Raw genomic sequence first — 25,543 nt, 5'->3', positions numbered from 1 at the left:
TAAAACAGAAAAAACAGTGTGATTTTTCGTATCTATAGGATAAAAGGTAGTAAAAAAGTGAGAATAATGTAGAAAATAGATATAAATGACGTAATACTTATATTTATGATTCATTTTATAAAAAATTACGCAATTAATGATAAATAATTGCGTAATTACAATTAGTTATTTTATTAAATAATTATAATTTATCGAGATTAAGAACGTCTTTCATGTCATAAAGACCCCTGTTTTTATTGGTTATCCAGATAGATGCCTTAACAGCGCCATTTGCAAAAGTCATACGGCTTGAAGCCTTATGGCTGATTTCTACTCGTTCACCAATATCGGCAAAAATAGCAGTATGTTCTCCAACAATATCGCCAGCTCTTACCGTAGCAAAACCAATACTTTTGGGGTTCCGCTCACCTGTGTGGCCTTCCCGCGCATATACAGCACAAGTTTTCAGGTCACGACCCAGTGTATGCGCAATAGATTCTCCCATTGCCAGTGCTGTTCCTGATGGCGCGTCCACTTTATGGCGATGGTGAGCTTCAATGATTTCAATATCCGTATACTCTCCCATCACTGTTGCTGCTTTTTCCAATAGCTTAAGGACAAGATTGACACCGACACTGAAATTTGCTGCAAAAACAATAGGAATTTCGTTTGCTGCATCTTTGATTGCTTGCTTACCTGTATCATCAAACCCAGTTGTACCAATCACCATGGCTTTACGGTATTGCCGGCATATTGGCAGATATGTCAGCGTTCCTTCTGGGCGGGTGAAATCAATCAGGACATCAAAATCTTCAATGACAGAATGGAGATCATTACGGATCGTAATACCGTTATGACCAATACTGGCCAATTCACCAGCATCTGCTCCCACCAATGAAGAGTCTGGGCGTTCTAATGCTGCACCAAGTGTAACGCCATCCAACTGCTGAATGGCCTGAATAAGATTGCGTCCCATGCGGCCACTGGCCCCTACGATAGCAATGCGAATATCTGTATCAGCCATAAGGCCCTCACTATAGTTGATATTGGTTTTAATTGAGGTGATAAAGCAAATTGCCTACAGCTTAACTGTCAATGGCTGGTTGCACCAGACTCAAAGGGAGATCATTAGGAAAACAGCGATCAGAAAGGCAGTTATAACAAAATCTAAACTGTGGATATAACATGATAGGGTATATAAAAATAACATGTAGAAAGTAAATTAATACAATATTTATTATAACAATTATTAAATATATACATTCAAATTATTTTTGACGAAAAAATAAATATTCTGGTTACCTTAGTAACATTGCTATAGCAATTTTATACAAAAAAGAAAAAGGCTCGCTAAATCCTCCCTGATGTGTTTTTTACAAAAAAGATTTGTTGGCATAAGAACAATGAGTAGTCAGTGATACTTGAAAATGCTCATATTCTTTATACTCTATAGGTGAGGTTTAATTTTCTTCAGACTGGAAAAAGTGCATAGTTAATTAAACAAGCGAATAGAAAAATGGGTGATATACCCGTTGTTTTTCAAGTTACACTCTGAAATCTATGGGATATATAACTTAAAAATAAAAGAGTTTAATACTATAAAAAGATCAATTTTCATCAGAAACTTGGGTAACTATTTTATGTGGCAACAAGAAAATGTAAAAGAGAAAATTCAGTTCTTTCGTCTGGAAGAATTTAATGGTTTGGAGATGCTCAAAGCCAGTTACCGTAAGCAAGTATTTTCTCGGCATGTGCACGAGACCTTTTGTATAGGAGTAATAGAAGAGGGGGCTCAGCGCTTCTATCGTACCGGTGCGGAACATATTGCGCCTAAAGGTGATATTATTTTAGTCAATTCAGATGAAATTCATACCGGATCTGCTGCTGTTGCAACAGGTTGGTCATATCAAGCTATTTACCCTTCACCTGATTTATTACGTTCACTTTCACGCGACTTAAAATATGCAGATGGCAGTATACCGTGGTTCCCTTCTGCGGTGGTTCATGATCCTGGGTTATCTGAACAATTACGTCTGATGTTTAATTTATTGTCGCAAAAAGGTAATACTTTATTCAAAGAAACTATGCTGTTTTCTTCACTTTCTTGGTTGATGATGAATTACGGTAAAACACGCATTACTGCACAGAAACTTCCTTCTGCTGAAAAGCAGATCTTATTGGCTAAAGAATATATTGATGCACATGCAGAAACTGATGTTTCTCTCAATCGGTTAGCAGAAATGGTACAGCTAAGTCCATGGCATTTTTTGCGGCAATTTAAGGAAATTATCGGAGTAACGCCTCATGTTTATTTAATTTTTGCCCGCTTACGTATGGCTAGAAAATTGTTATTGGATGGACATTCTATACTAAATGTTGCTATTCTCTGTGGTTTTGCCGACCAAAGCCATTTTAACCGCCATTTTAAAAATGCCTTAGGGATCACTCCCGGAATGTTTGTTCGTTCTCTACAAACAGCTTAAAAACGCTCTATTGCCTTATTGGGAAGGCTTCCAATCAGATTAGCAAGAAATTATTTCACCACAATTTTATTCAATACTCCTGTATTACCCGCACGTAAGCTACCTGTCAATGGTTCTTTTATTTTGTTGACGTAGATCTGTTTATGGAAAAAACAATGACTGAATTGCAACCAAAAATATCCTCCTGGCAAGGGTTTTGGTCTGGAATATATAATATGTTACCGCTTTGCCTTTCGGTTATTCCCTGGGGAATACTTGCTGGCTCTGTTGCCGTTCAATCAGGGTTAACTCTGGGACAAAGTATAGGGATGTCTGCAATCTTATTCGCTGGTGCTGCACAATTAGTGACACTTGGTTTATTAGCATCAGGTGCTAGTATCTTTACTATTATTATTTCAGTGTTTTTTATCACAGCTCAGCATTTTCTCTATGGCTTAACTTTACGCGAATATGTTTCTTTATTAAAAGCTCGTTATCGGCTGCCAATCGGTTTCTTACTAACAGATGAATTATTTGCTTTAAGTTGTGCTCAGAGAGATAAACAGATTTTAACTCCGGGCTATTTGATTGGTGCTGGATTATGTTTTTATGTATGCTGGAATCTATTCAGTCTTCTGGGAATATTAATGGCTTCTTCTATTCCAGATTTAGATAAGTATCATCTGGATTTCTCTATTGTCGCTACCTTCATTACTATTGTTGTACCGATGATTAAAAAACTCAGTGTGTTTTTAGGCGTGATTTTTTCATTGTTTTTATCAATGATATTATCTTACCTTCATGTTGAAGGTGCTATTATCATTGCTGGTGTCAGTGGTATGTTCTTTTCTGTTTTTATAGCCAGGTTAAATAAGGAGTCAATATGAGTTGGGCCTTGCTTTTTATTTTAGCTGGTATTGTATTATTTAATAGATATGTTTTCCTGGAACCTAAAGTTCCGGTAAAGCTTCCTAAAATAATAAATGAATCATTAAAATATTCTGCCCCTTGTTTATTGATTGCGATATGTGGGCCAATTATTTTAATGGAACATGGGGAGTTAAGAGAGGTTTCTAATAATCCTTATTTATGGGGGGCATTATTAACTACCGTTTTTGCTTTTTTTATCAGAAATATCGTAGTGTGTGTTGTTATCAGTCTGGCTGCTTTTTATGTGTTATCGGCTATTTTATAGCCGCAAAGCGGGATTCTTTTTTTATAAAATGTTAACAAATTTATATATATAGATAACTTTGCACGTTCACTGCGAGTTTATTTATAGATTGTAATAGTTACAATTTATGTTTTGATATTTCACTCTTTGTAATAAAAATAATTATATTAAAATTACTTTGTTCATCAATAGGAGGAATTATGAAAACAGGAATTGAACTTTATAAGGAATCTACCGCTATTCGGAATACATATAAGATATTACCTTTTCAAGGTGTATGGAGTTGGCTAACAGGAAAGGATATTCCCGGCAGGAAAGCATTATGGAAATCCAGCTCAATTGAAATGATATGTTGGTCGATTAGTTGGATTGTGGTTGGTACGCTACTTATCTACTTGTCACTAAATAGTAATATGTCATCAATTATCAAGTTTATTCTCTATTTAGTCGGTGTATTATTTTCCACTTCTGGAGCCAGGTATATTGTTGCTACTATTATTCATCAAGGGGTGCATGGAAATTTACTCTCAACAAAATCACGCAATAGAGTGATATGTGAAATTTTATCCACCATATTCATTACTCAACCTTACGATTCATACCGTCAGTTTCATATATATGAGCATCATGGAAAGGATTTTTCAACAATAGAAGATAAAGATTTAGCAGCAGTATACAAATTAGGATTTGAACCTGGAAAAACAAAAAAACAGCTCTATATTAACCTGTTTTTGACCCTATTTAGTCCTTATTTTCATTTTTCATATCTCTATGGCCGCATTAAGTCAAATTTAATAGGTGTTCCTGTTTATCGATTCATCATGACTATTGTTTATTTTCTGTTTTTGGGCTATCTATTTTGGTGGATGGGAATGATGAATTTTGTATTATTCATCATTATCCCTTATGTAATTGTGTACCAGATAGCATCGTTATTACAGTTAATGACTGAGCATGTGTGGTTGTTACGTCGTGAAAATGAGACTATTCTTCATAGCCATATCAAAAACTCTTTAGGGCGCTTTTGTGGCTCACCTTGTCCTGAAAGTTTTTCTTTGAAATATTCTCTACAATGGATTATATGGGCCTTTAAACACTTATTCTACCATTTGCCTGTTCGAATGCTGATAGTGCAGGGATCACTGATTTGTCATGATTGGCATCATCGGGTAAGTAATATTAAAGAGTGGTATGACTATACAAGATTGAGAGAAATTAATGCAGAAAAATTGGTTAAAGAAGGTAAGTATGATTATACCGAGTTTTGGGGGTTTTATAATTGCTTGGATCACGTGCTAACTATGCTTAGTAATTCCGATCCTATTGATGTTAATAATCTAAAATATAGGCTTAATTAAAAAAATTAATGAAAACAATATGACACGATCTTTTTATAGGGAATGATAATTCAGATTTTAACATGGAATTATTGTTTTGTTATCAATGGCAATTAACTTATTCATTATTATAAACCCCTTTGAATATTACAGAGAAGAGGTGAGTTAGAATAACTAATTCACCTCTTTTACATGAACATAATTATCCTCCCATTTCAGGTAATTCGTAATGAGTGGTATCGTGAATCTTATCTACCCTTTTATTATCTGCGATGTTTTCCTGACGGAGGCGTTCGGCCAGGAACCCTATAAATACACTAAGTTTTGGAGGTAAATGCCGTGTTGGTGGATAAAGTATCCATAATTCGCCAGTGTGGTTGGCTTTAAAGTTCCAATCAGGCAGAACTTGAACCAGCCGTCCCTGTTGTAAAGCATGTTTAGCGGTAAAATAAGGTAAGTTGCCAATTCCGATATGTCTTAATACGGCATCAAGCCGAACTCCTGTATGATTAGCAGCGTAACGACCATAAACATTGACGGTAATAATTTTATTTCCCTGATTGAATTTCCAACGTGAATCTCCTGGTTCTTCCCCAAGATAGATGCAACTGTGATTTTTCAGATCGTGCGGATGTTGTGGTGTGCCATGTTCTGCCAGGTATTCGGGTGTTGCACATAACATATGCCAAATATTTAATAGCCGTTTTCCCATGAGGCCCGGAGGAGGTTGATCTGTGATCCGTATTGCAAGATCAACCTCTTCATCTATCAAATCTACATAACGATCATCAAGTCGCAAATTTACATCAACTTTAGGATAGCAGGCAAGAAAAGCAGGTATATGAGGATGAATAACAAAACGGCCAACCGCTTTAGGGACACTGACCCGGACTATTCCCTGTGGTTCTCGGTTAAAGTTTCCTGATACCGACATGATTGCCTGAGCAGAATTCATCATGTCCAGGCAATGTTCATAAACGGTTTGTCCGCTTTCACTTAAACGAAGTTTGCGTGTTGTTCTTTGCAGCAGGCGGGTGCCGAGCGCTTTTTCCAGTCTGGTGACAGAACGACTAATAGCAGAAGGTGTTGCGGCAAGCTGACGTGCAGCTTCAGAGAAACTACCGGTTTCAACCACTTTGGCGAAAATAGCCATTTCCCGCATTAAATTTATCGTGCTATTTATGCTCATAGGTCAAAAGTTATTTGAGTTGAGGATGGATTATCGCAATTGTATTTATTTAATACAATCAGGGAAATTTGTTTATATGAAGAATATCGAATATGACTGAACGTTTTTATTTATCCAGTTCTATCCTGAGCAGGGAAGTTGAAGTGTTAGATTGTTCTTTTCGCGGTGTCTCCTCCTGTAATGATGGACGCTATGCAATCCGATTAAACGTAACACCATTTCATCCTCAGGGAGGAGGGCAACCTAGTGATGTTGGCTGGCTGAATGATGTGGAAGTTGTTCACGTCGCATTTGAAAATGATGACATCATTCATTACACAAAACATCCTATCAATACAGGAATAGCTTTTGCGCGCGTTGACGAAAATCATCGTCAATTACACTCACAGCTACATTCAGCAGGTCATCTTATTGGTCATATTGTTGAAGGCTTGGGTTGGTATCCTGTCAGTGCACATCATTGGCCCGGAGAAAGCCGGGTTATTTTTAAACCGGGAATGCATGCTCAAGCTGTTTTTGTTGAAGCACTCCAGGAAAGTTGTGATCGACTTATCGCTGAAAATTTGTCTTGCCAGATTACTCTGCGTGATGATGGATTTCGGCAAGTCAGTTTTGGTGAACTTCCCCCTTACCCTTGTGGCGGAACACATGTGACATCATTAAAACATATTCACAAAATTCAGATAAAAGCTATTAAGGAAAAGAAAGGCAAGTTATCGGTGCAATATGACATAGTTATGCCAACGTAATGTATTGCGTCATAATAGATTCAACCCAGTGATACCACTATAAATATAAACGCTTTTCGGGGTAAATATGCTTTCTGATTACTTGCATGAGTTTTGGGGACTGGCACTTATTCATTTTTTGGCAGTTGTTGCACCGGGACCAGATTTTGCCGTAACACTACGACAGAGCATACGTTTTGGTCGTTGGGTGGGAATTTGTACCGCTATTGGTATTGGTGCGGGAATATCAGTCCATGTTATTTATACATTGATTGGTATTGGAGCATTAATACATTCAACACCTTGGCTGATGACAATAGCAAAAATGATTGGTGGTATATATATTTGCTACTTGGGGATTCAATTTATTAGAAGTAAGCCGGAAAAAATGGATTTTATCCTCCCGAATAAGGCACTTCCGCAACAAAGAAACTTGCGACGAGCTTTTTTTACTGGTTTTATGACAAATGCTACCAATCCCAAAGCAACTTTATTTTTTCTGGCTGTCTTCACAACTGTTGTGAGCGCAACTACGCCGTTATCTGTCCAGATTTTTTATGGTGTATGGATGTGTATAGTAAATGCAGCGTGGTTTATTCTGGTGAGCTGTCTTTTTTCCAGTGCTACGGTTCGCTTACAGTTTATCCGGCTTGGGCATTGGTTCGAACGCGCAGTAGGCGTGGTTTTGATTGGTTTTTCTGTTCGTCTTTTATTTATTTCTGTGTAACAGAAATTGACTCAATACAGTAACGGTGTATTATGACTTAATTCAAAGGTGTTTTTATTTTTGATGGAGATGAGTTTTTATATCAACTAATATGAAAACTATAAAATTATTTTAATTATCCCAACTTCTTTAAATAAATAAATTTATTGATAATATTAATTATGGAAAAAATAAAGGTTTTTAGCTAGTTAATGATAGCAATATAATAGTAAAAAATGTTTATATCATAAGGAGGTCAATATGATATCCAGATCAAGATCTTTTTCAGAAATATGGCCAAAATCAATTGATATCAGATGTTCTATAGTTATTAAGGAGGCTAGTTTACCAGAAGCATTTAGCGCAATGGAAAAAATAAAGAAAGAAACTATGAATAATGAGTGGTTATGCTTTAATTCTTCTAAGCTTGATGAAGAGCAAATAAAATGGAATTCGAGATATAGCCAGGCATTGAAAATATTTGATTTTCTCTATGATAATATTGGTAAGCGCCTTAAATTAAAAGGAACTGATGAAAGAATGTTGTTTTCTGTTGCTTATTTCAGAGGTATTCCTATCGGAATTTTACAATTATTAATTACTGAGGAATTACCGAAAGTCGTTTTTTTGGCAACTCATTGTGGTATTCGAGGTTGTGGTGTTTTACTCATTGAGTATGCAGTAAATAAATCACAACAATTAGGTATGGGGGGGAAGTTACAACTTTCTCCATATGAAAGAGCGAGATCGGCATATATGGCGATGGGATTTACTAGGGCCGACGAGCATCTGGAATTATATCCTGCTGACAGAAGTGATAAATGGAAATGGGATGAGGCAACGGGTCGTTATAGTTTCTGCTGAATATCAGGTAGGACAGCTAATATCCTATAGATTTCAAGATGTAACTTGAAAGAAGACGTGTATATATTATATTTGGATTTTTATTAGAGAGAAGTCAGATGAATTATTTATATCGTTCAAAATAGTAAAGAGGGGAATTAATGTAATGTTCAGATCAAAATCTTTTAATATTAACAACCATTCTGTAGGATTTGGCCCTTTAACCCGGTCCAGGTCCTGTTCGGATATGTACACAACATTGGTTAATATGAGAACATTTATCACAATCAAGGAGGTTACCCCAGAAGAAGCATTCAACGCAACGGAAAAGATGCTAACAGAAACTATGGCTGAGGATTGGTTCTATTTTGATTTTCTTAAACTTAATGAAGAACAGCAAAGGTGGAAAATGAGATATAATCAGGCAGTTAGTATACTTAGTTGCCTCTCGACTAATGCAAAGCTTCAATCTATGAGAGATAAAACTGACGGTTCAAAAAAGTTTTTTGTTATTGCTTATTTCAGAGGTATTCCTGTTGGTGCTTTACAATTATTAGTGAAAGATAATCATGAAAATGAGTTACCTGAAGTTTCTTTTTTGGCTACTCATTGCGGCATTCGAGGTTGTGGTGTTTTACTCATTGAGTATGCAGTAAATAAATCACAACAATTAGGGATGGAAGGAAAGTTAAAGCTTTCTCCATATGATGAGGCGAGGCAAGCATATATCAATATGGGGTTTGTGAACGTAAATAGGGACATGGAATTACATCCCGCGGCAAGAAATGATAAATGGAAATGGAATGAGATAACAAGCCGTTATGAATGTTGTTAAATTTTTTTGGCAAGACATTCATATTCGGCTTTTCGTTAGAAAGATGCCGAATAAATTAATTGCATCTTCCAACAGAAAAGCCGAATTTAAGTTGAAGCAATCCTGAAATAGCGGTTCTTAAGTCAATCCGAAGTTAATGAACTTCTTTCACTTCAACTCGTAGTTCTTTCGGTACTTCAAACACAATGCTTTCTTCGCGGCCATGCAGTTCATTAACCGTTTCTGCGCCAAGCATTTTCAAACGCTTAATGACTTGTTGCACTAAAATATCTGGTGCGGATGCTCCTGCTGTCAAGCCAATAGAATTCACACCATCAACCCATTCCTCTTTGATATCATCGGCAGAATCAATCAAATAAGCCGGTTTGCCCATACGTTGTGCCAGTTCAGCCAGACGGTTTGAGTTTGATGAGTTTTTGGAGCCAACGACTAAGACAATATCGGCATCTGTTGCCAAATCGCGAACCGCTTCCTGACGATTGGTGGTGGCATAACAGATATCATCCTTACGTGGGCCGATAATATTCGGGAACCGGGCATTAAGTGCATCAATCACTTCTGAGGTATCATCCACAGAAAGTGTGGTTTGTGTCATAAAGCAGAGATTATTTTCGTCTTTAACCTGCAATTTCCATACATCTTCCGGTGATTCCACCAGATACATACCGCCTTCAGGGTTATTGTACTGCCCCATCGTGCCTTCAACTTCTGGATGACCGGCATGTCCGATTAAAATAGCTTCTTTACCTTTACGGCTTGCACGGGCGACTTCCATATGGACTTTTGTTACCAGCGGGCAGGTAGCATCAAACAGCATGGTTAAATTGCGGGAACGAGCTTCGTTACGGATAGTTTGAGAAACGCCATGTGCGGAGAAAATCAGAATTGCACCATCAGGAACTTCTGAAATTTCTTCAATGAAGATAGCTCCCCGATTCCTGAGATCATCAACCACATAGCGGTTATGTACTACTTCATGGCGAACATAAATCGGTGCGCCATATAATTCTAATGCGCGTTCTACAATGCTGATGGCACGATCAACACCAGCACAAAAACCACGAGGGTTAGCCAGCAATATTTGCATGGTTTTCCTCCAACTGAGGGTCTATTTCCAACACTTCAATCTCAAAAGTGACGTTTTGGTCAGCCAGTGGATGGTTAAAATCAACAGTGATAGAACCTTCTGCAACTTCTTTGATAAACCCCGGCATTTCGCTACCATTCATAGCAGTAAATAGCATGATAGTGCCCACTTCAGGAATATCCGAATTGGCAAAATCGCGTGGTGTGAAGTATTGCACCAGATCAGGATTATATTTGCCGAAAACAGTTTCTCCTGCCAGTATGAATTGGTGTTTATCGCCAGCTTTCAAACCAATCAGCTGTTGTTCGAGTGGCTCGGAAAGGCTGCCATCACCTAAACGGAATAATGCGGGTTTACCCTGACTATAAGTCGAGTCTGCTGTTGAACCATCATCCAGTTTTAATGTGAAGTGTAACAAAACTGCACTGTGCATTTGCACCTGCATTGACATGTTGCTCAAACCTTTTAGTAAAAAACGATTTAGTAAAAAATGATTTAATAATAAATAATTGCAAGTGGGTAAAGCTATCAGCCCCGGTTATATTAACCGGGGCTGGTTTCTTATTGTTTTCTTGATGATTGTTGTTTAGATTCTGTTTGTTTTGGTACAGTTTTCTTATCATCCGAACTGATAAAGCTCTCAATGATAATGAGTGCTGCCCCGATGCAAATGGCAGTGTCTGCAATATTAAAGGTAGGCCAGTGCCATGCTCCGATATAAAAATCGATGAAATCGACAACAAAACCATGTACCAGTCGATCAAACAGATTTCCCAGTGCTCCACCAATCACTAAAGCATAAGCAATGTTGTTCAGTTTCTGTTTAGCACTGGAACGATACATCATTACCAGCAGCGTGATAGAGATGACAACCGCAATCAAGGCAAAAAACCAACGCTGCCAGCCACCTTTGTCAGCCAGAAAACTAAACGCAGCCCCAAGATTTTGGGCATAAGTCAGATTGAAGTACGGTATTAATGGTATGGATTCGTACAGTCTGAAGTTTTGTAATACTAACTGTTTACTGCCCAGATCCAAAATCAATACCACAACAACTAACCAAAGCCAGCGGAGGCCAGTGGAACAAATGGGTTTCTTCATCAGGCAAATTTACGCTCTTCACCGTTACCGGCAACGTTAGTCACACAGCGGCCACAGAGTTCTGCATGTTCCGCTACCAATCCCAGGTCTTTAGCGTAGTGCCAGCAACGTGGGCATTTTTCACCGTCTGCTTTACGGAAGGCAATTTTCAGCCCTTTAAGTTCGCTCTGTTGTGCATCATCACACGCAGATGAATAGGCGGCAACTTCGGTTTGTGAAGTCAGTAATACAAAACGCAACTCATCAGACAGTTTGTTGAGTTTTTCTGCCAGTACATCATCAGCATAAAGTGTGACAGCCGCTTCCAGTGAACTGCGGATGTATTTATCGGCACGAGCCTGTTCCAGTACTTTGTTCACTTCACTGCGAACTTGCAGTAATTCAGCCCAGAAAGTATCGTTCATATTTTCACTGCCTGCCAGACCGAATAGACCATCATACCACTCTTCGGTCAAGACGAACTGTGCGCGTTTGCCAGGCAATTCATTCCACACTTCATCCGCAGTGAAGGAAAGGATTGGTGCTATCCAGCGAACCAGTGCTTCTGCAATATGGAATAAAGCGCTCTGGCAGCTACGGCGGGCAACACTGTCGCGTTTTGCGGTGTATTGACGATCTTTGATGATGTCCAGATAGAATGATCCCATCTCTACGGAGCAGAACTGCATCAAGCGTTGAACAACGGAGTGGAAGTCGTATTCATCGTAGTGTTTGAGGATATCAGCCTGTGCTGCCTGCGCACGACCTACCGCCCAGCGATCCAGTGTTACCATGTCTTCCGCTTTTACCATGTGCTGGTCAGGATCGAAACCGTTCAGGTTTGCCAGCAGGAACCGAGCTGTATTACGGATGCGGCGGTAAGCATCCGCTGAGCGTTTCAGGATTTCATCAGAAACTGCAATTTCGCCGGAGTAATCTGTTGACGCTACCCATAAGCGCAGGATATCTGCCCCCAGTTTATTCATCACATCTTGCGGGCTAACGGTGTTACCGATGGATTTGGACATTTTACGTCCTTGTTCATCAACGGTGAAACCGTGAGTCAGAACCTGACGGTAAGGTGCTTTACCTTTGATCGCGGTTGACAGCATGAGTGAGGACATAAACCAGCCACGGTGCTGGTCAGAGCCTTCCAGATAAATGTTTGCAGAATGACCATTGAATTCTGTGCGAACATCGACAACAGAGGCGTGGGTGCTTCCTGAATCAAACCAGACATCCAGTGTATCCTGTGTTTTGATGTAATCTGTTGCTTCATTACCCAGAAGTTCTGATGCGTCAAGATCCCACCATGCCTGAATGCCATCTATTTCAACACGTTTGGCAACTTCTTCAATGAGTTCTGGCGTGCGAGGGTGCAGTTCTTGTGTCTCTTTATGCAAGAACAGAGACATCGGTACGCCCCATGTGCGCTGACGGGAGATACACCAGTCCGGACGGTTTTCTACCATGGATTCAATGCGCGCTTGTCCCCAACCTGGGATCCACTCAACCCCTTTGATCTCTTTCAGTGATTGTTCACGCAGGCCGTTCTGATCCATGCTGATAAACCATTGTGGTGTTGCACGGAAGATGATTGGCTTTTTGTGACGCCAGCAGCAAGGATAGCTGTGCTGAATTTTTGACAGACTCAGTAACGCGCCTTTTTCTTTCAGTAACTCAACGATGACATCGTTCGCTTTGAAAACAAACAGGCCATCCAGAGAAGGATAAGTGCCAGAGATGTAGCAGCCATTTGGCCCAACCGGGTTTGCGATTTCAAGGCCATATTTCAGGCTGATAGAGTAGTCGTCCGGGCCATGACCGCCCGCAGTATGTACTGCACCAGTACCCGCATCAAGAGTCACGTGATCGCCCAGAATAGCAGGAGTGTCAAAGCCCATGAATGGATGGTTGAAACGCATCAGTTCCAGATCTGCGCCTTTGCAGTCACCGATGACTTCCCATACAGTGATGCCTGCGCGCTGCATAACAGATTCAACCAATTCCGCAGCCAGAATCAGGCATTCATTGTTAACTTTGACCAATTGGTAAGTGATTTCTGAGCCTAATGAGATCGCTCGGTTTGCTGGTAATGTCCACGGTGTGGTTGTCCAGATCACCAGAGAAACCGGCAGATTCTGTAACTCCATCCCCGATTTGGCAAATTTGGCATACACTGCATCTGCATCAACGGCGGTGAAACAGACGTCAATAGAAGGGGAGGTTTTGTCGTAATACTCAACTTCCGCTTCGGCAAGAGAAGAGCCACAATCAGTACACCAGTGAACAGGTTTAACACCTTTCAACAAATGACCGTTGTCGATAATACGACCCAGTGCACGAATGATGTCTGCTTCTGTTTTGAAGTCCATCGTCAGGTAAGGTTTATCCCAGTCACCCAGAACACCCAGACGTTTGAAACCCGCCTTTTGTGTTTCGACTTGGCTCATTGCATATTTGCGACACTCAGCACGGAACTCAGCGGCGGAAAATTTTTCACCCGGCTTACCGATAATTTGCTCAACCTTGAGCTCAATTGGCAAACCGTGGCAGTCCCAACCAGGAATATAAGGCGAATCGTAGCCTGATAATCCTTTGGATTTAACAACAATGTCTTTGAGAATTTTATTGACTGAGTGACCAATATGAATATCGCCATTTGCATATGGAGGGCCATCGTGCAAAATGAAGGTCTTTTTACCTGATTTTGCTTTTCTGATAGCCTGATACAAACCTTCTTTATACCAACGTTTCAACATATCTGGTTCGCGCTTGGCTAAATCCCCGCGCATAGGGAACCCTGTTTCCGGTAAATTCAGGGTGTCTTTATAGTCACTCATTCTCGATTCTCAGTTCCAATTTTCCGCTATACCCTTATATATGGGTATCAGATATATGACTCGGATCGCTGCAAAAAGTATTCCCTCGCAGCAACCACATCATTTGCGATTTGCTGTTTAAGCGCATCAAGCGAAGCAAACCGCTGCTCATCACGCAATTTTTTGCGTAATACCACATTGATATGACGCCCATACAGATCCATTTGGGTATCAATTAAATGCACTTCAAGTTGCTGGCCCTGACCCGCAACAGTGGGGCGATTTCCAATGTTGGCAACACCCAGTAAAGGATTATTGCCTAATCCATAAACTTCAACAGCATAAACGCCTTTTACAGGGGCAACCAGACGTTTTAAAGGTAAGTTCGCTGTAGGAAAGCCAATCGTGCGCCCCAGGCGGTTACCATGAACAACTCTGCCACTTATGCTGTAAGGATATCCTAATAATGTTTCGGCCAATGTTAGATCATCATCTTGCAACGATTGACGAATAACGGTACTGCTGATCCGCAATCCACTGTCACAAAAGCTGTCTGTACTGGCAACATCAAAACCGTATTGTTTACCTGCTTGTTGTAAATAGTGAAAATCACCGAAGCGGTTTTTACCGAAACGGAAATCATCACCTACAGCCAGAAACTTAACACCCAGTTTTTCAACGAGCAACCGAGAAACAAAGGCTTCCGGTGAATTGGCTGCAAAGTGTCTGTCAAATTTCACACACAACAAATAATCAACGCCATACTGAGATAAATATTTTATTTTATCTCGTAGCCGTGTCAGGCGAGCAGGCGCTTTATCTGCGAGAAAGACTTCCAGTGGTTGTGGTTCGAAAATCATAACCATTGTCGGTAATCCGAGCCGCAGCCCTTCTTGCTTCAAATGTTTCAATAAAGCCTGATGCCCACGATGGACACCATCAAAATTACCAATCGTCAGCACGCAACCATGGTGACGCGCCCGGATATTGTGTATACCGCGAATTAGCTCCATAGCTGGCTCAATACCGTGAAAATTGCCGGATTATACCTTGTACAACGCACAAGGTTAACCCACGATCACAAAGGGTTTTAATTAATAACCTGATTCATACAATAAAAACAGGTTGGATGCCCGAAAAATATTTAATTTATCGCATTTATCGGTGATTCATTGAGTTTTTTATTGTGAAAGACTGTATTCCCTCCCAGTAAGCTGATAAAATCCTGCCCCATCACAACGTAACCAGCGTCGCCGTACAACGACGCTTATTTGCACAAATCCATTGACAAAAGAAGGTTGAACAGGCATATTCCTCGGCCTTTGAATTGTCCTCAATAGAATATATTTGGGAGTTGGACCTTGGCTAATATCAAATCAGCTAAGAAACGCGCCGTACAGTCTGAGAAACGCCGTCAGCATAACGCAAGCCGTCGTTCTATGGTGCGTACTTTTATCAAGAAAGTATACGCGGCTATCGCTACTGGCGATAAAGAAGCTGCACAGAAAGCATTCAATGACATGCAACCAATTGTTGATCGTCACGCCTGCAAAGGTTTGATCCACAAAAATAAAGCAGCACGTCATAAATCTGCTCTGGCGGCGCAAATTAAAGCAATGTAACTCTTTGCTTTAATTATGCTGAAAAAACCGGCTTTTGCCGGTTTTTTTGTATATCCATCGTTTTTAAAATTGCATCTTGAAATTCATAGGGTATATCTGTTGATGCAGATTCAACGTTATTTTTCCGGTCTGTTTTTTAACGGGACGTTGAATAGGCCGGAAAAGTCTTTATTACACACACGTTGAACTGCCGGATGCTGAATCATTCTTTCCGCAAAGATGACGTAATACTCTTCCTGCACTGAATCCAGTCTGCCTATTTCAATAATATCACTGTCAGCAAAAGTATCATTGGCATAGAACGAAGGAGCAATAAAAATAGCATTATGGTACATGCCAAATGCTTTCATCAGTGCGGCATCGTCGAATTCGCCTAATACTTCAACTTGCAGATTTTTATTACGTATCCATGTTAGCAGTTTCCTGCCTAACATTGAACGGCGACCGGGGATCAATAAACGGCGTTCTTCCAGGCATTCAGGGAATGGTTTTTCGGGAATTGGCGTACGGCAGTAAAAACTAATGCTGCATTCTCCCAACTTGACGGAAAACAAACCTTCCTGCTGGGTGGAGTCGACCGGGCAATCTGACAGGATCATATCCAGTTTATGCTGGCTGAGTTGCTCAAGCAGCATTTCATGGGTTGATTCAAAACAACGCAGGTGGATTTTTTCCTGTTCCACAACTGCGGTTTCTAATACTTTGCTGACTAAACGTTTAGACAAGGCATCCGCAACACCCACGTCAAACAACAGGTTTGACTCTCTGCTGTAAGTGACAATATCCAGCATTTCCTGACTGAGCATAAACATTTTATCAGCATAGCGAAAAATAAGTTGTCCCAGTTCTGACGGAACTAATCCTCTTCCCTGACGCTTAAACAGCTTTCCACCAAGGCGTTCTTCCAGAGCCTTAATCTGGCCAGTAATAGTCTGTGGTGTCAGGTATAGCGCTTCAGCAGCCCCAACAACAGAACCCTCTTTACACACGTGCCAAAAATAATAAAGGTGGTTAAAGTTTAAATGTGAAACCCGCATATATTTATCCTTTGTGTATCACCTTACATCTGCATAACAGCCATGACCTTATATTTCAGGCCGCCAGATTATGGTGCTCTCCTGTCTTTCTCTAATATGAATATTCACGGCACAGCAGATGAGATGTTATGCCGTGAATATTAAAAGGATGAATTAATTTGGAATTATTTCTGATTGTGCGCCTAAATTAGTTCATTCGACTACATTTGGCTATGTTTTTTTCTTTGACCCATTTTCTTTGGTAAGAGCACATTCAGTAACCCATAACCAATGATGGCTGCCGTAGTTGAACCAATTAATATCCCCAGACGCGAATAGGTACTGAATGTATCACTCAGACCTTCAAATGCCAGGCCGGAAATAAAGATAGACATAGTAAAACCAATTCCACAAAGTACAGATACGGCAAAAATTTGTGTCAAACTAACTCCTGTCGGTAATTTGGCAACCCCCACTTTTACTGAGAGCCAGCTAAACAAGAAAATGCCCAGTGGCTTGCCAATAAACAGGCCAAGTGCTATCCCCATAGGTAACAGCCCTGTCAGATCGTTCAGCGTAACGCCTTGCAATGACACTCCGGCATTGGCAAAAGCAAAGAGTGGCAGAATTAAATAAGCCACCCACGGATGTAAGCTATGCTCAAGTGCTTCGGAAGGAGAATGGCCTTTTTTACAACGCAGAGGGATCAAGAACCCGACAATAACGCCTGCCAGTGTGGCATGGACGCCGGATTTGAGGATGCATACCCACAAAATTACGCCGACAACCAGATAAGCTGATGTTTTAGCGATTCCCCGACAGTTCATCCAGGCCAGAAGCCCTATCATAGCTGCGGCTAATCCCAGTGCAACTATAGAAACACTTTTAGTATAGAATAAGGCAATAATGATGATGACGCCCAAGTCATCAATAATCGCCAAAGCGAGCAAAAACACTTTTAATGCTGTAGGAATACGTTTTCCTAGCAGAGCCATAACGCCAAGTGCAAATGCAATATCGGTGGCAGCAGGAATAGCCCAACCCTGACGAGTGATTTCATTATTGCCATTAAAGAGTAAATAAACCAAAGCAGGGGCAAGCATACCACCGACGGCGGCAATGGCTGGAAAAATGGCTTTATTACGGCTAGCTAAAGCGCCTTCCATCAATTCCCGCTTAACTTCCAGACCAACAATCAGGAAAAAGATGGCCATTAATCCATCATTTATCCATAGCAGGAATGGTTTATTGATTTCCAGAGCAGCAAATTGAACTGCAATCGGTAGGTTAAGAAATTGATGATAAATACTCTGAAATGGCGTATTCGCCATTACCAGTGCAATAATGGCAGCAATAATGAGGATGATCCCGCCTGCTGCCTCTAATTTCAAAAATTGGCGAATAATTGCAGTCATAGATTAGTAACCTATAAGATGAATTAGGTTGTAGATACTATGTTTGTAAACACGATGTTTATAAAAGCTATAGTAGTAAATGTTGTTGTTATAAATAATATGGTTATAAATAATGTAGCCATAAGTAAATGTAGTTATGAATACTATGCTAATCATGACTTCGGAAAAAATCGATTATTTGTGTTATATTTATCGAAATATACGAATAGTTTCAATTTGAAAGTAATTTTTTTTAAAATGAATAGATTGAAATCAGTGCTGATTGACTTGAAGAGTTTATAGAAGTGTCTTTAATGGTTTCATTTTGGCAGACTGCATCAAAAGATCAAAAAAGAGAGTAACTATATTGATTTTTTTACAATATTTTAGTCTGCCTAGATACAAGTCTATTAACGTAAGGCTTCTACAGCTTCTTGTTAAACATATCCGGTATAATGCAATCATGACCTCTTAGCAAGCAATGCCAGAGTTGGTTGCATACGGAATGCTTCGGCAACCTCCTTTTCACTCATCAGCGGATAACATTTCTCTACAAATTCATCAAGTACCGGTAATATGCTTCTTCGTTCTTCAAGGCCCAGAACGCAGGCACAGGCGTTAAAAGCCACATTTTTGTATTGGTCGACGTTAGTTTCTTCATCCACATAGTCATCAATATCCCAACGGCTAATCAGACTTTCTTGCATATGGAAAGCATCCACTTCTACCCCTTCGCGGAAAACATGAAATACGGGATGAATATAGGCACTTTGCGAAGGATCGAAATGATTGGCTGGTAACGTAAAATAATGTGTCGGAAGATCGCCATTACCATACCGATGGAATCCATACTCAAATACCACTTCAATACGATTTTTTTTATCTTGCCAACGTTCGTAGTTATATTCTCGTGGAAATGGTGGCCATACACGTGCATATACGCTGTCTTTATCGTCATTCGTTTCAAAAGTAATGGTACGCCTAAGTAGCCGAAAAGCTCAAATAGGGACATCGTCGTACTGACAAATTCGACCAGAAATTCAGTGAGCGCAGTCAATCCATCTGAGGGATGAGTCAGTGATATCTTGCATTTAAATATCGGTTTGATAGCCATGCCGTGGTATTTTTCAGCAATGATATGACCAAGTGCCTGAATATTTCCTCGGAAACCATGTACAAATCCGGAAGCAGCATCAGGATCATTGACTTGCATAGGTGCACCAATGAAATAGAGCCCTGGTACGTTCACTGACTCCTAACTTGATGTAAGCAGGCAGAATTTATCTTTTTTATCCACTTCTGGCCGAACAGTCTTCTGATCGAAAATATCGGATAAGGTATAGTTGAATCCGCAGCATACAATGACATCATCAATAATCCCTTTTCGTTTCATCCATCTCGGTGGTTGCCAATGGGGACAAGGCGTTTCATAACTAATTAATAACCGTCTTTTGTGCTTACCACTGGTAATTCGGTTAATTTCGACAATTCGGTCGCTGACAATATTGTTGTTCGATTTCAATTGCATTAAATCGAAGACATCTGAGACCTGAGCACGTACATCATGTACGTTGTGTGTCTGCCGGGCAAACTGCGGTAATGATCTGGTGACAACACGGGTTTCGGCTGTGATATCGATAAGATGATGTGCGATTTCAAACGCAGAGTTACCACGTCCAAGAACGACAACAATTTTGTTTTTATAGCGCTCAGCAGCAGTATTTGGGTCAAAGTCTTCATAAAAAGTACAAGTTTCGGCATTGAGTCCTTTAATATCAGGCACAATTGGTTTTGATACACCAGTGGCACAAAATATTCTGTCTGCTGAGATACGCAGGGAATCAGAAACTTCGATAATAAAGTGCTCATTTTCTTTCATTATGCACTTAACACGCATATTGGTACGGATACAGTCTGAAAGCTCCATTTTATCAGCGACATATTTCAGATATTCCTTATAGAGTTTCGCTGATGGCCAATGAGCTGATGTTCATTCTGTAAAACGAAGTTTCGGGTCATTTGCTACATCTCCAGCATCAATAGTGCTAAGAGTATGCCAGTCATAACGCATCCGGTAAGTATGATTATCACCGGGGACATATTTTTTGTTGAGGGAGATCAATTCTCCACATAATTCTCCACATACAGGTAATCGGCCCCATTGACCACCAACCGTTTCGTTTGCCTCAAGTAAGAGATATTCAATACCGCGCTTACTAAACTCAAGAGCCATATTGAGTCCTGCGGGCCCTCCGCCAATAATGACATTAGGGTAATGATCTCGCATTATATTTATCTCCATTAATAATTTTTAGGTGGTATTGTTGTATTTATATCTAAAAATTATAAATCTCAGATAATTATTTGTTTTTTGAGATTAAAGGGGGTTATGGAAAAATTAATTTTTAATAAATTAGGAAGTTATATCGTTAAATATATTATTATTCATTTGAGTTATTTTATTTAGAATAATGTATGAAAGTAATCATTTCTCTTCTTACTAAATGTTTTCTATTAAACAGGTATATTCGAATGCGATTTCTGAATGTGGGAAACCTAACTTTAAATTAAAGACAGGAAAATTCAAAATGACTATATATCATTATCAGCAATGGGGTCATATTAATAAAATGTAGTGATTTACTATTTATTAATATGATGATCATGTTATTCATTCAAGTTTAAAAATTACCATCTGATTATTTTCACTCATGTTCCATAATTACTGTATTTATCAACATGCCAGAAGTGAGTTATGCGTTGATGATTTTAGTATCTGTTATACTTTGGCTTATATTTTGTGGTTGTTTGCTGTTTATGGTTGGATAATGGATCTCCAAGTAATAAATAGGAACCTGGAGACTCCAATTCGTTTCAGTTGGCTTCATTGGTTGGCATATTCAAATTTTGAATTACTGATTACAACCGTACCATCAGGTCTTATAATAGCCTGATTTAATACTGATTTTGGACTATTACTCATCATGTAAAATGTATTTTCATATAGAGGATTACCCGGATCTCCCTGTAACGGAGATCTTGATTTATATATTGAGGGAGTAGGTGCTTGTCCTAAAGACAAATACTTGCCATCAATTGCCCAATCAAGCATTTTTCTTTGCCAATTAGCATCATAATTTTCAGATAAACAAACTATATTTGCCCATGGATCGCATATCCAGGCCCCATCTGGGAGCTTATTGTACACTTTATACAGTGGATTTATTTCTTTATATTGAGATCTTATGTTATAGGTATGGGGGGGATAATAAAGCATGACAAAACAGTGATCATACCTTGATAAAGGCGATGGATAAAGAATCTCAATGTAAATAGATTGTATTTTTCCTGATGTGTTTTCAGTAAAAGAATCTTTATATAAATTATATATATCATCCCCTCTTTTTCTTGCTAAAGATATAAATACAGTATTAGATAGTTCATTACAATTTCCAACCAATGAATTATCACGTTCTTTTTCTTTTATTATACATTCATATTTTTTATCTGCGGTATCCAAATGGTGTAATTTACTTTTTAATTCTATGAGTTTTTTCTCTCTGGCAAAGCAATTTTCTCTATAATATCTTTTTGGCCGATCTCCTGATTGAAGTTCAACATTAAAATAAGAGATATTTGTGGTCTTACCACAGAAAATATTGTGGGAATGTGTAATTGCTTGTTTTAATATATGCGAAATCATTTTAATATCCTCATTGTTTCTGTATTGTTTTTAAACCTTATCATTTGTGTATGGATATTTTAAAATAATACTTTCTGCTCTTTTTAAATAAAGTGCAATATTAATAGAATAACAGCATGTTTAATAATAATTGAGAAATAAAATAATTTAATTAGCTAAAAGACAAAAAATTAATAAATAAAAATATCCCCCTGAACATCAATAAATTAGAAGGATGAGCAGGGGGATTTATTATTAGATATTTTGCAAAGTAATAAATTACTTTGTCAAATCATCAAAAAATTTTTTTACGCCATCAAGGAAGCTTTTGGAACGCGGGCTATTGGTTTCTCCACCTTTTCCGCCAAAAGATTCGCCCAGTTTACGCATCAGCTCTTTCTGTTCTTCGTTCAGTTTAACCGGTGTTTCTACGACAACACGGCACAACAAATCCCCCTGAATTCCGCCACGGACAGATTTAACACCTTTGCCTTTCATGCGGAACAGTTTGCCAGTCTGAGTTTCCACAGGGATTTTCAGGCTGACGCGGCCATCAAGGGTCGGAACTTCAATTTCGCCACCCAATGCCGCAGTTGCGAAGTTGATTGGAACTTCACAATAAAGGTTGCTGCCATCACGTTCGAAGATATGGTGCTTTTTGACCTGAACCTGAACGTACAAATCTCCTGCTGGTGCACCGTGTTCACCTGCTTCACCTTCACCACTCAGGCGAACGCGGTCACCGGTATCAACTCCTGCCGGGATTTTAACGGACAATGTTTTGTATTTCTCAACACGACCGTGACCGTGACATTTGCTGCAAGGCTCTTTGATGATTTTTCCACGACCATGACACTGAGGACAAGGTTGCTGAACAGTAAAGAAGCCCTGGCGCATATGCACCTGACCAGCACCATGACAGGTAGAGCAGGTTTCTGGGCTGGTGCCTGCTTTTGCACCACTGCCATGACAGCTTTCACAGGATTCCAGCGTTGGGATGCGGATTTCTTTGGTCACACCACGGACAGCTTCTTCCAGCGTTAATTCCATACTGTAACGTAAATCAGAACCACGGCTTGGACGCTGTTGACGGCGGCCGCCACCGAAAATATCTCCGAAAACGTCACCAAAGATATCGCTAAAGTCAGCTCCACCGAAACCACCAGCACCACCACCCATGCCGCCGTGTTCAAAGGCAGCATGACCATACTGGTCATAAGCGGCGCGTTTCTGTGAGTCGGTCAGGATCTCATACGCTTCTTTAATTTCTTTGAATTTACTCTCAGCGTCTTTATCCCCCTGATTACGGTCAGGGTGATATTTCATTGCCAGCCGCTTATAGGCTTTTTTTATTTCTTTTTCATCTGCTGTTTTGGATATACCCAAAACTTCGTAATAATCTTTTTTTGCCATTGTATTGTTTACCCCTAACACGCACAAACGGGCGTAGAGTTACCTCAACGCCCGTGCTAGTTAACAAGTAACAGGCGTCCTGTTACTTTGCCCGCTAAGGGCTATTATTTTTTATCCTTAACTTCTTCGAATTCAGCGTCTACAGCGTCATCATCTTTTTTTGCGTTACCTGCGTCTGCATCAGCCGCACTTGCCTGAGCTTGCTGTTGTGCGATTTCCAGAAGTTTCTTAGACGCTTCAACCAGAGCTTGGATCTTAGCTTCAATTTCAGCCTTGTCTTCGCCTTTCACCGCTGTTTCCAGCTCAGAAACAGCTTTTTCGATTGCAGTCTTGTCATCTGCTGGCAGTTTATCGCCAGCTTCTTCAACTTGCTTGCGGGTACCGTGGATCAGCTGATCAGCCTGGTTACGGATCTGAACCAGTTCTTCGAACTTACGGTCAGCTTCTGCGTTTGCTTCTGCATCGCGTACCATCTGCTGGATTTCGTCCTCGTTCAAGCCAGAAGAAGCCTTGATGGTGATGTTTTGTTCACGTCCGGAGTTTTTGTCTTTCGCAGAAACATGCAGGATACCATCAGCATCAATGTCGAAAGTAACTTCGATCTGAGGCATACCACGAGGTGCTGGTTGAATGCCATCCAGGTTGAATTGACCCAGGGATTTGTTGTCGCTGGCACGCTTACGCTCACCTTGCAGCACGTGGATAGTTACCGCAGACTGATTGTCTTCCGCAGTAGAGAACACTTGGCTGTGCTTGGTTGGGATAGTCGTGTTCTTCGAAATCAGCGAAGTCATCACACCACCCATAGTTTCGATACCCAGAGACAGTGGAGTTACGTCCAGCAGAAGAACGTCTTTCACGTCACCTGCCAGTACGCCGCCCTGAACTGCTGCTCCCATTGCAACCGCTTCGTCTGGGTTAACGTCTTTACGTGGTTCTTTGCCGAAGAAGTCTGCAACAGCTTTCTGAACCATTGGCATACGGGTCTGTCCACCAACCAGAATGACATCGTGAACGTCAGATACAGACAAGCCAGCGTCATTCAGTGCGACTTTCAGTGGCTCGATAGAGCGTTTCACCAGATCTTCAACCAGAGATTCCAGTTTCGCACGAGTCACTTTAACGTTCATGTGCTTAGGACCCGTTGCATCTGCGGTGATGTATGGCAGGTTCACGTCAGTCTGCTGAGCGGAAGAGAGCTCGATTTTCGCCTTTTCTGCGGCTTCTTTCAGGCGCTGCATAGCCAGCGGGTCGTTACGCAGATCGATACCTTGTTCTTTCTTGAACTCATCAACCAGATAGTTGATCAGGCGGCTGTCGAAGTCTTCACCACCCAAGTGAGTGTCACCGTTAGTTGCCAGTACTTCATAAGTTTTTTCGCCATCAACTTCGTCGATTTCGATGATAGAGATATCGAAAGTACCGCCACCCAAGTCATAAACTGCGATAGTACGGTTACCAACTTCTTTATCCAGACCATAAGCCAGAGCAGCAGCAGTTGGTTCGTTAATGATACGTTTAACTTCCAAACCTGCGATACGGCCAGCATCTTTAGTTGCCTGACGTTGTGCATCGTTGAAGTAAGCAGGAACAGTGATAACTGCTTCTGTGACTGGCTCACCCAGATAGTCTTCTGCGGTTTTCTTCATTTTCTTCAGAACCTCAGCAGAAACCTGAGGAGGTGCCATTTTCTGGCCTTTTACTTCCAGCCACGCATCACCGTTGTCTGCGTTGGTGATTTTGTATGGCATGATAGCAACGTCACGCTGAACTTCTTCGTCCTGAAAACGACGACCAATCAGGCGCTTGATAGCAAACAACGTATTTTGCGGGTTAGTAACAGCCTGACGTTTAGCTGGTTGACCAACCAGAGTTTCACCATCCTGAGTATATGCGATGATTGAAGGAGTGGTTCGATCACCTTCGCTGTTTTCAAGCACACGAGTTGTTGCGCCGTCCATAATTGCTACACAAGAGTTGGTAGTTCCCAAGTCGATACCAATGATTTTACCCATCTAAACGCCTCCACAAAGAATTCATATATTCGGTCAAGTTACTAAGCTATATGAGGACAAATGTTTTCTTTTCAATGGCACGATCAGCCAGAAATTCCTCATTTTATGTTTTCAGTTGTTACTGAAACGTCAGTAGTAACTGTAGTTGAGACTTAGATG

At 40.3% G+C, this 25,543-nt stretch carries 25 protein-coding genes; 9 read left to right on the top strand and 16 right to left on the bottom strand.

Going from position 1 to position 25,543, the window contains the following annotated elements; genetic code table 11:
• Positions 1 to 181 precede the first annotated feature (181 nt).
• On the bottom strand, positions 182 to 1,003 hold the full coding sequence (gene dapB / locus Xind_RS07070; RefSeq protein WP_047679083.1) for a 4-hydroxy-tetrahydrodipicolinate reductase: 822 nt from the start codon (positions 1,001 to 1,003) through the stop codon (positions 182 to 184).
• Between the two features lie 616 nt (positions 1,004 to 1,619).
• On the opposite strand from dapB, the gene Xind_RS07065 reads away from it, so the two are divergent.
• The 4 genes from Xind_RS07065 to Xind_RS07050 all read left to right on the top strand — a co-directional run bounded on the left by Xind_RS07065 (position 1,620) and on the right by Xind_RS07050 (position 4,973).
• Complete coding sequence (locus tag Xind_RS07065; protein WP_047679084.1) at positions 1,620 to 2,462, top strand: AraC family transcriptional regulator; 843 nt, start codon at positions 1,620 to 1,622, stop codon at positions 2,460 to 2,462.
• Positions 2,463 to 2,617: 155 nt separating this feature from the next.
• Positions 2,618 to 3,328: an AzlC family ABC transporter permease gene (locus Xind_RS07060; RefSeq protein WP_222941752.1), complete on the top strand. Its 711-nt coding sequence runs from the start codon at positions 2,618 to 2,620 to the stop codon at positions 3,326 to 3,328.
• The gene (locus Xind_RS07055) at positions 3,325 to 3,636 is read left to right on the top strand and encodes an AzlD domain-containing protein (RefSeq protein WP_038264588.1); all 312 of its coding nucleotides are present in this window, start codon (positions 3,325 to 3,327) and stop codon (positions 3,634 to 3,636) included. The genes Xind_RS07060 and Xind_RS07055 overlap by 4 nt, the downstream gene beginning before the upstream one ends.
• Before the next feature lie 179 nt (positions 3,637 to 3,815).
• Positions 3,816 to 4,973 carry a fatty acid desaturase gene (locus Xind_RS07050; protein WP_222941751.1) on the top strand — a complete coding sequence of 386 codons (1,158 nt, stop codon included), beginning with the start codon at positions 3,816 to 3,818 and terminating at the stop codon, positions 4,971 to 4,973.
• A 181-nt stretch (positions 4,974 to 5,154) separates the two neighbouring features.
• Here Xind_RS07050 and Xind_RS07045 read toward each other — a convergent pair whose 3' ends face one another.
• Positions 5,155 to 6,141 carry a LysR family transcriptional regulator gene (locus Xind_RS07045; protein ID WP_187649734.1) on the bottom strand — a complete coding sequence of 329 codons (987 nt, stop codon included), beginning with the start codon at positions 6,139 to 6,141 and terminating at the stop codon, positions 5,155 to 5,157.
• A 92-nt stretch (positions 6,142 to 6,233) separates the two neighbouring features.
• On the opposite strand from Xind_RS07045, the gene Xind_RS07040 reads away from it, so the two are divergent.
• From Xind_RS07040 to Xind_RS07025, 4 genes are all read left to right on the top strand, one after another.
• The gene (locus tag Xind_RS07040) at positions 6,234 to 6,890 is read left to right on the top strand and encodes an alanyl-tRNA editing protein (RefSeq protein ID WP_187649733.1); all 657 of its coding nucleotides are present in this window, start codon (positions 6,234 to 6,236) and stop codon (positions 6,888 to 6,890) included.
• A gap of 67 nt (positions 6,891 to 6,957) precedes the next feature.
• Positions 6,958 to 7,596 (top strand): LysE family translocator, encoded by a 639-nt coding sequence (locus Xind_RS07035; RefSeq protein WP_047679088.1) that lies wholly within the window; start codon positions 6,958 to 6,960, stop codon positions 7,594 to 7,596.
• Between the two features lie 240 nt (positions 7,597 to 7,836).
• Entirely contained in the window at positions 7,837 to 8,439 is a 603-nt protein-coding gene (locus Xind_RS07030) for a hypothetical protein (protein ID WP_187649732.1), read from the top strand.
• A gap of 226 nt (positions 8,440 to 8,665) precedes the next feature.
• Positions 8,666 to 9,253: a GNAT family N-acetyltransferase gene (locus Xind_RS07025; protein WP_187649731.1), complete on the top strand. Its 588-nt coding sequence runs from the start codon at positions 8,666 to 8,668 to the stop codon at positions 9,251 to 9,253.
• A 133-nt stretch (positions 9,254 to 9,386) separates the two neighbouring features.
• Here the strand turns inward: Xind_RS07025 and ispH are convergent, their stop codons facing one another.
• From ispH to ribF, 5 genes are all read right to left on the bottom strand, one after another.
• Positions 9,387 to 10,340: a 4-hydroxy-3-methylbut-2-enyl diphosphate reductase gene (ispH, locus tag Xind_RS07020; protein ID WP_047679091.1), complete on the bottom strand. Its 954-nt coding sequence runs from the start codon at positions 10,338 to 10,340 to the stop codon at positions 9,387 to 9,389.
• Positions 10,321 to 10,791 carry an FKBP-type peptidyl-prolyl cis-trans isomerase gene (gene fkpB / locus Xind_RS07015; protein ID WP_047679092.1) on the bottom strand — a complete coding sequence of 157 codons (471 nt, stop codon included), beginning with the start codon at positions 10,789 to 10,791 and terminating at the stop codon, positions 10,321 to 10,323. The genes ispH and fkpB overlap by 20 nt, the downstream gene beginning before the upstream one ends.
• Before the next feature lie 110 nt (positions 10,792 to 10,901).
• A complete protein-coding gene (gene lspA, locus Xind_RS07010; protein ID WP_047679093.1) occupies positions 10,902 to 11,441 on the bottom strand; it encodes a signal peptidase II in 540 nt (179 codons plus the stop codon).
• Positions 11,441 to 14,263 carry an isoleucine--tRNA ligase gene (gene ileS, locus Xind_RS07005; protein WP_187649730.1) on the bottom strand — a complete coding sequence of 941 codons (2,823 nt, stop codon included), beginning with the start codon at positions 14,261 to 14,263 and terminating at the stop codon, positions 11,441 to 11,443. Before ileS ends, lspA begins: the two co-directional genes overlap by 1 nt.
• Positions 14,264 to 14,310: 47 nt before the next feature.
• A complete protein-coding gene (gene ribF / locus Xind_RS07000) occupies positions 14,311 to 15,255 on the bottom strand; it encodes a bifunctional riboflavin kinase/FAD synthetase (RefSeq protein WP_047679095.1) in 945 nt (314 codons plus the stop codon).
• 348 nt (positions 15,256 to 15,603) lie between these two features.
• Here ribF and rpsT point away from each other — a divergent pair, with 348 nt between their 5' ends.
• Positions 15,604 to 15,864: a 30S ribosomal protein S20 gene (rpsT, locus tag Xind_RS06995; RefSeq protein ID WP_038269713.1), complete on the top strand. Its 261-nt coding sequence runs from the start codon at positions 15,604 to 15,606 to the stop codon at positions 15,862 to 15,864.
• A 116-nt stretch (positions 15,865 to 15,980) separates the two neighbouring features.
• Here rpsT and nhaR read toward each other — a convergent pair whose 3' ends face one another.
• The 9 genes from nhaR to dnaK all read right to left on the bottom strand — a co-directional run bounded on the left by nhaR (position 15,981) and on the right by dnaK (position 25,384).
• Positions 15,981 to 16,901 carry a transcriptional activator NhaR gene (gene nhaR / locus Xind_RS06990; protein ID WP_047679096.1) on the bottom strand — a complete coding sequence of 307 codons (921 nt, stop codon included), beginning with the start codon at positions 16,899 to 16,901 and terminating at the stop codon, positions 15,981 to 15,983.
• 200 nt (positions 16,902 to 17,101) lie between these two features.
• Positions 17,102 to 18,295 carry a Na+/H+ antiporter NhaA gene (gene nhaA, locus Xind_RS06985; RefSeq protein ID WP_187649729.1) on the bottom strand — a complete coding sequence of 398 codons (1,194 nt, stop codon included), beginning with the start codon at positions 18,293 to 18,295 and terminating at the stop codon, positions 17,102 to 17,104.
• 440 nt (positions 18,296 to 18,735) lie between these two features.
• Entirely contained in the window at positions 18,736 to 18,996 is a 261-nt protein-coding gene (locus Xind_RS20125; RefSeq protein ID WP_222941750.1) for a hypothetical protein, read from the bottom strand.
• A 2-nt stretch (positions 18,997 to 18,998) separates the two neighbouring features.
• Entirely contained in the window at positions 18,999 to 19,523 is a 525-nt protein-coding gene (locus Xind_RS20120) for a hypothetical protein (protein ID WP_222941749.1), read from the bottom strand.
• A 6-nt stretch (positions 19,524 to 19,529) separates the two neighbouring features.
• Positions 19,530 to 20,201 (bottom strand): NAD(P)-binding domain-containing protein, encoded by a 672-nt coding sequence (locus tag Xind_RS20115; RefSeq protein ID WP_246432476.1) that lies wholly within the window; start codon positions 20,199 to 20,201, stop codon positions 19,530 to 19,532.
• A 63-nt stretch (positions 20,202 to 20,264) separates the two neighbouring features.
• Positions 20,265 to 20,561, bottom strand: a complete 297-nt coding sequence (locus tag Xind_RS20110) for an NAD(P)-binding protein (protein WP_197056352.1) — start codon at positions 20,559 to 20,561, stop codon at positions 20,265 to 20,267.
• Positions 20,562 to 21,158: 597 nt separating this feature from the next.
• Positions 21,159 to 21,977: a hypothetical protein gene (locus Xind_RS06975; protein ID WP_187649728.1), complete on the bottom strand. Its 819-nt coding sequence runs from the start codon at positions 21,975 to 21,977 to the stop codon at positions 21,159 to 21,161.
• Between the two features lie 258 nt (positions 21,978 to 22,235).
• A complete protein-coding gene (gene dnaJ / locus Xind_RS06970) occupies positions 22,236 to 23,369 on the bottom strand; it encodes a molecular chaperone DnaJ (protein ID WP_047679100.1) in 1,134 nt (377 codons plus the stop codon).
• 104 nt (positions 23,370 to 23,473) lie between these two features.
• Positions 23,474 to 25,384, bottom strand: a complete 1,911-nt coding sequence (gene dnaK, locus Xind_RS06965; protein WP_047679101.1) for a molecular chaperone DnaK — start codon at positions 25,382 to 25,384, stop codon at positions 23,474 to 23,476.
• Positions 25,385 to 25,543: the final 159 nt, after the last annotated feature.

Source organism: Xenorhabdus indica, from assembly GCF_014467235.1.
Taxonomy (GTDB): Bacteria; Pseudomonadota; Gammaproteobacteria; order Enterobacterales; family Enterobacteriaceae; genus Xenorhabdus; species Xenorhabdus indica.
The sequence above is the reverse complement of the archived record's forward strand: the minus strand, read 5'-3'. Positions and strand labels throughout refer to the sequence as shown.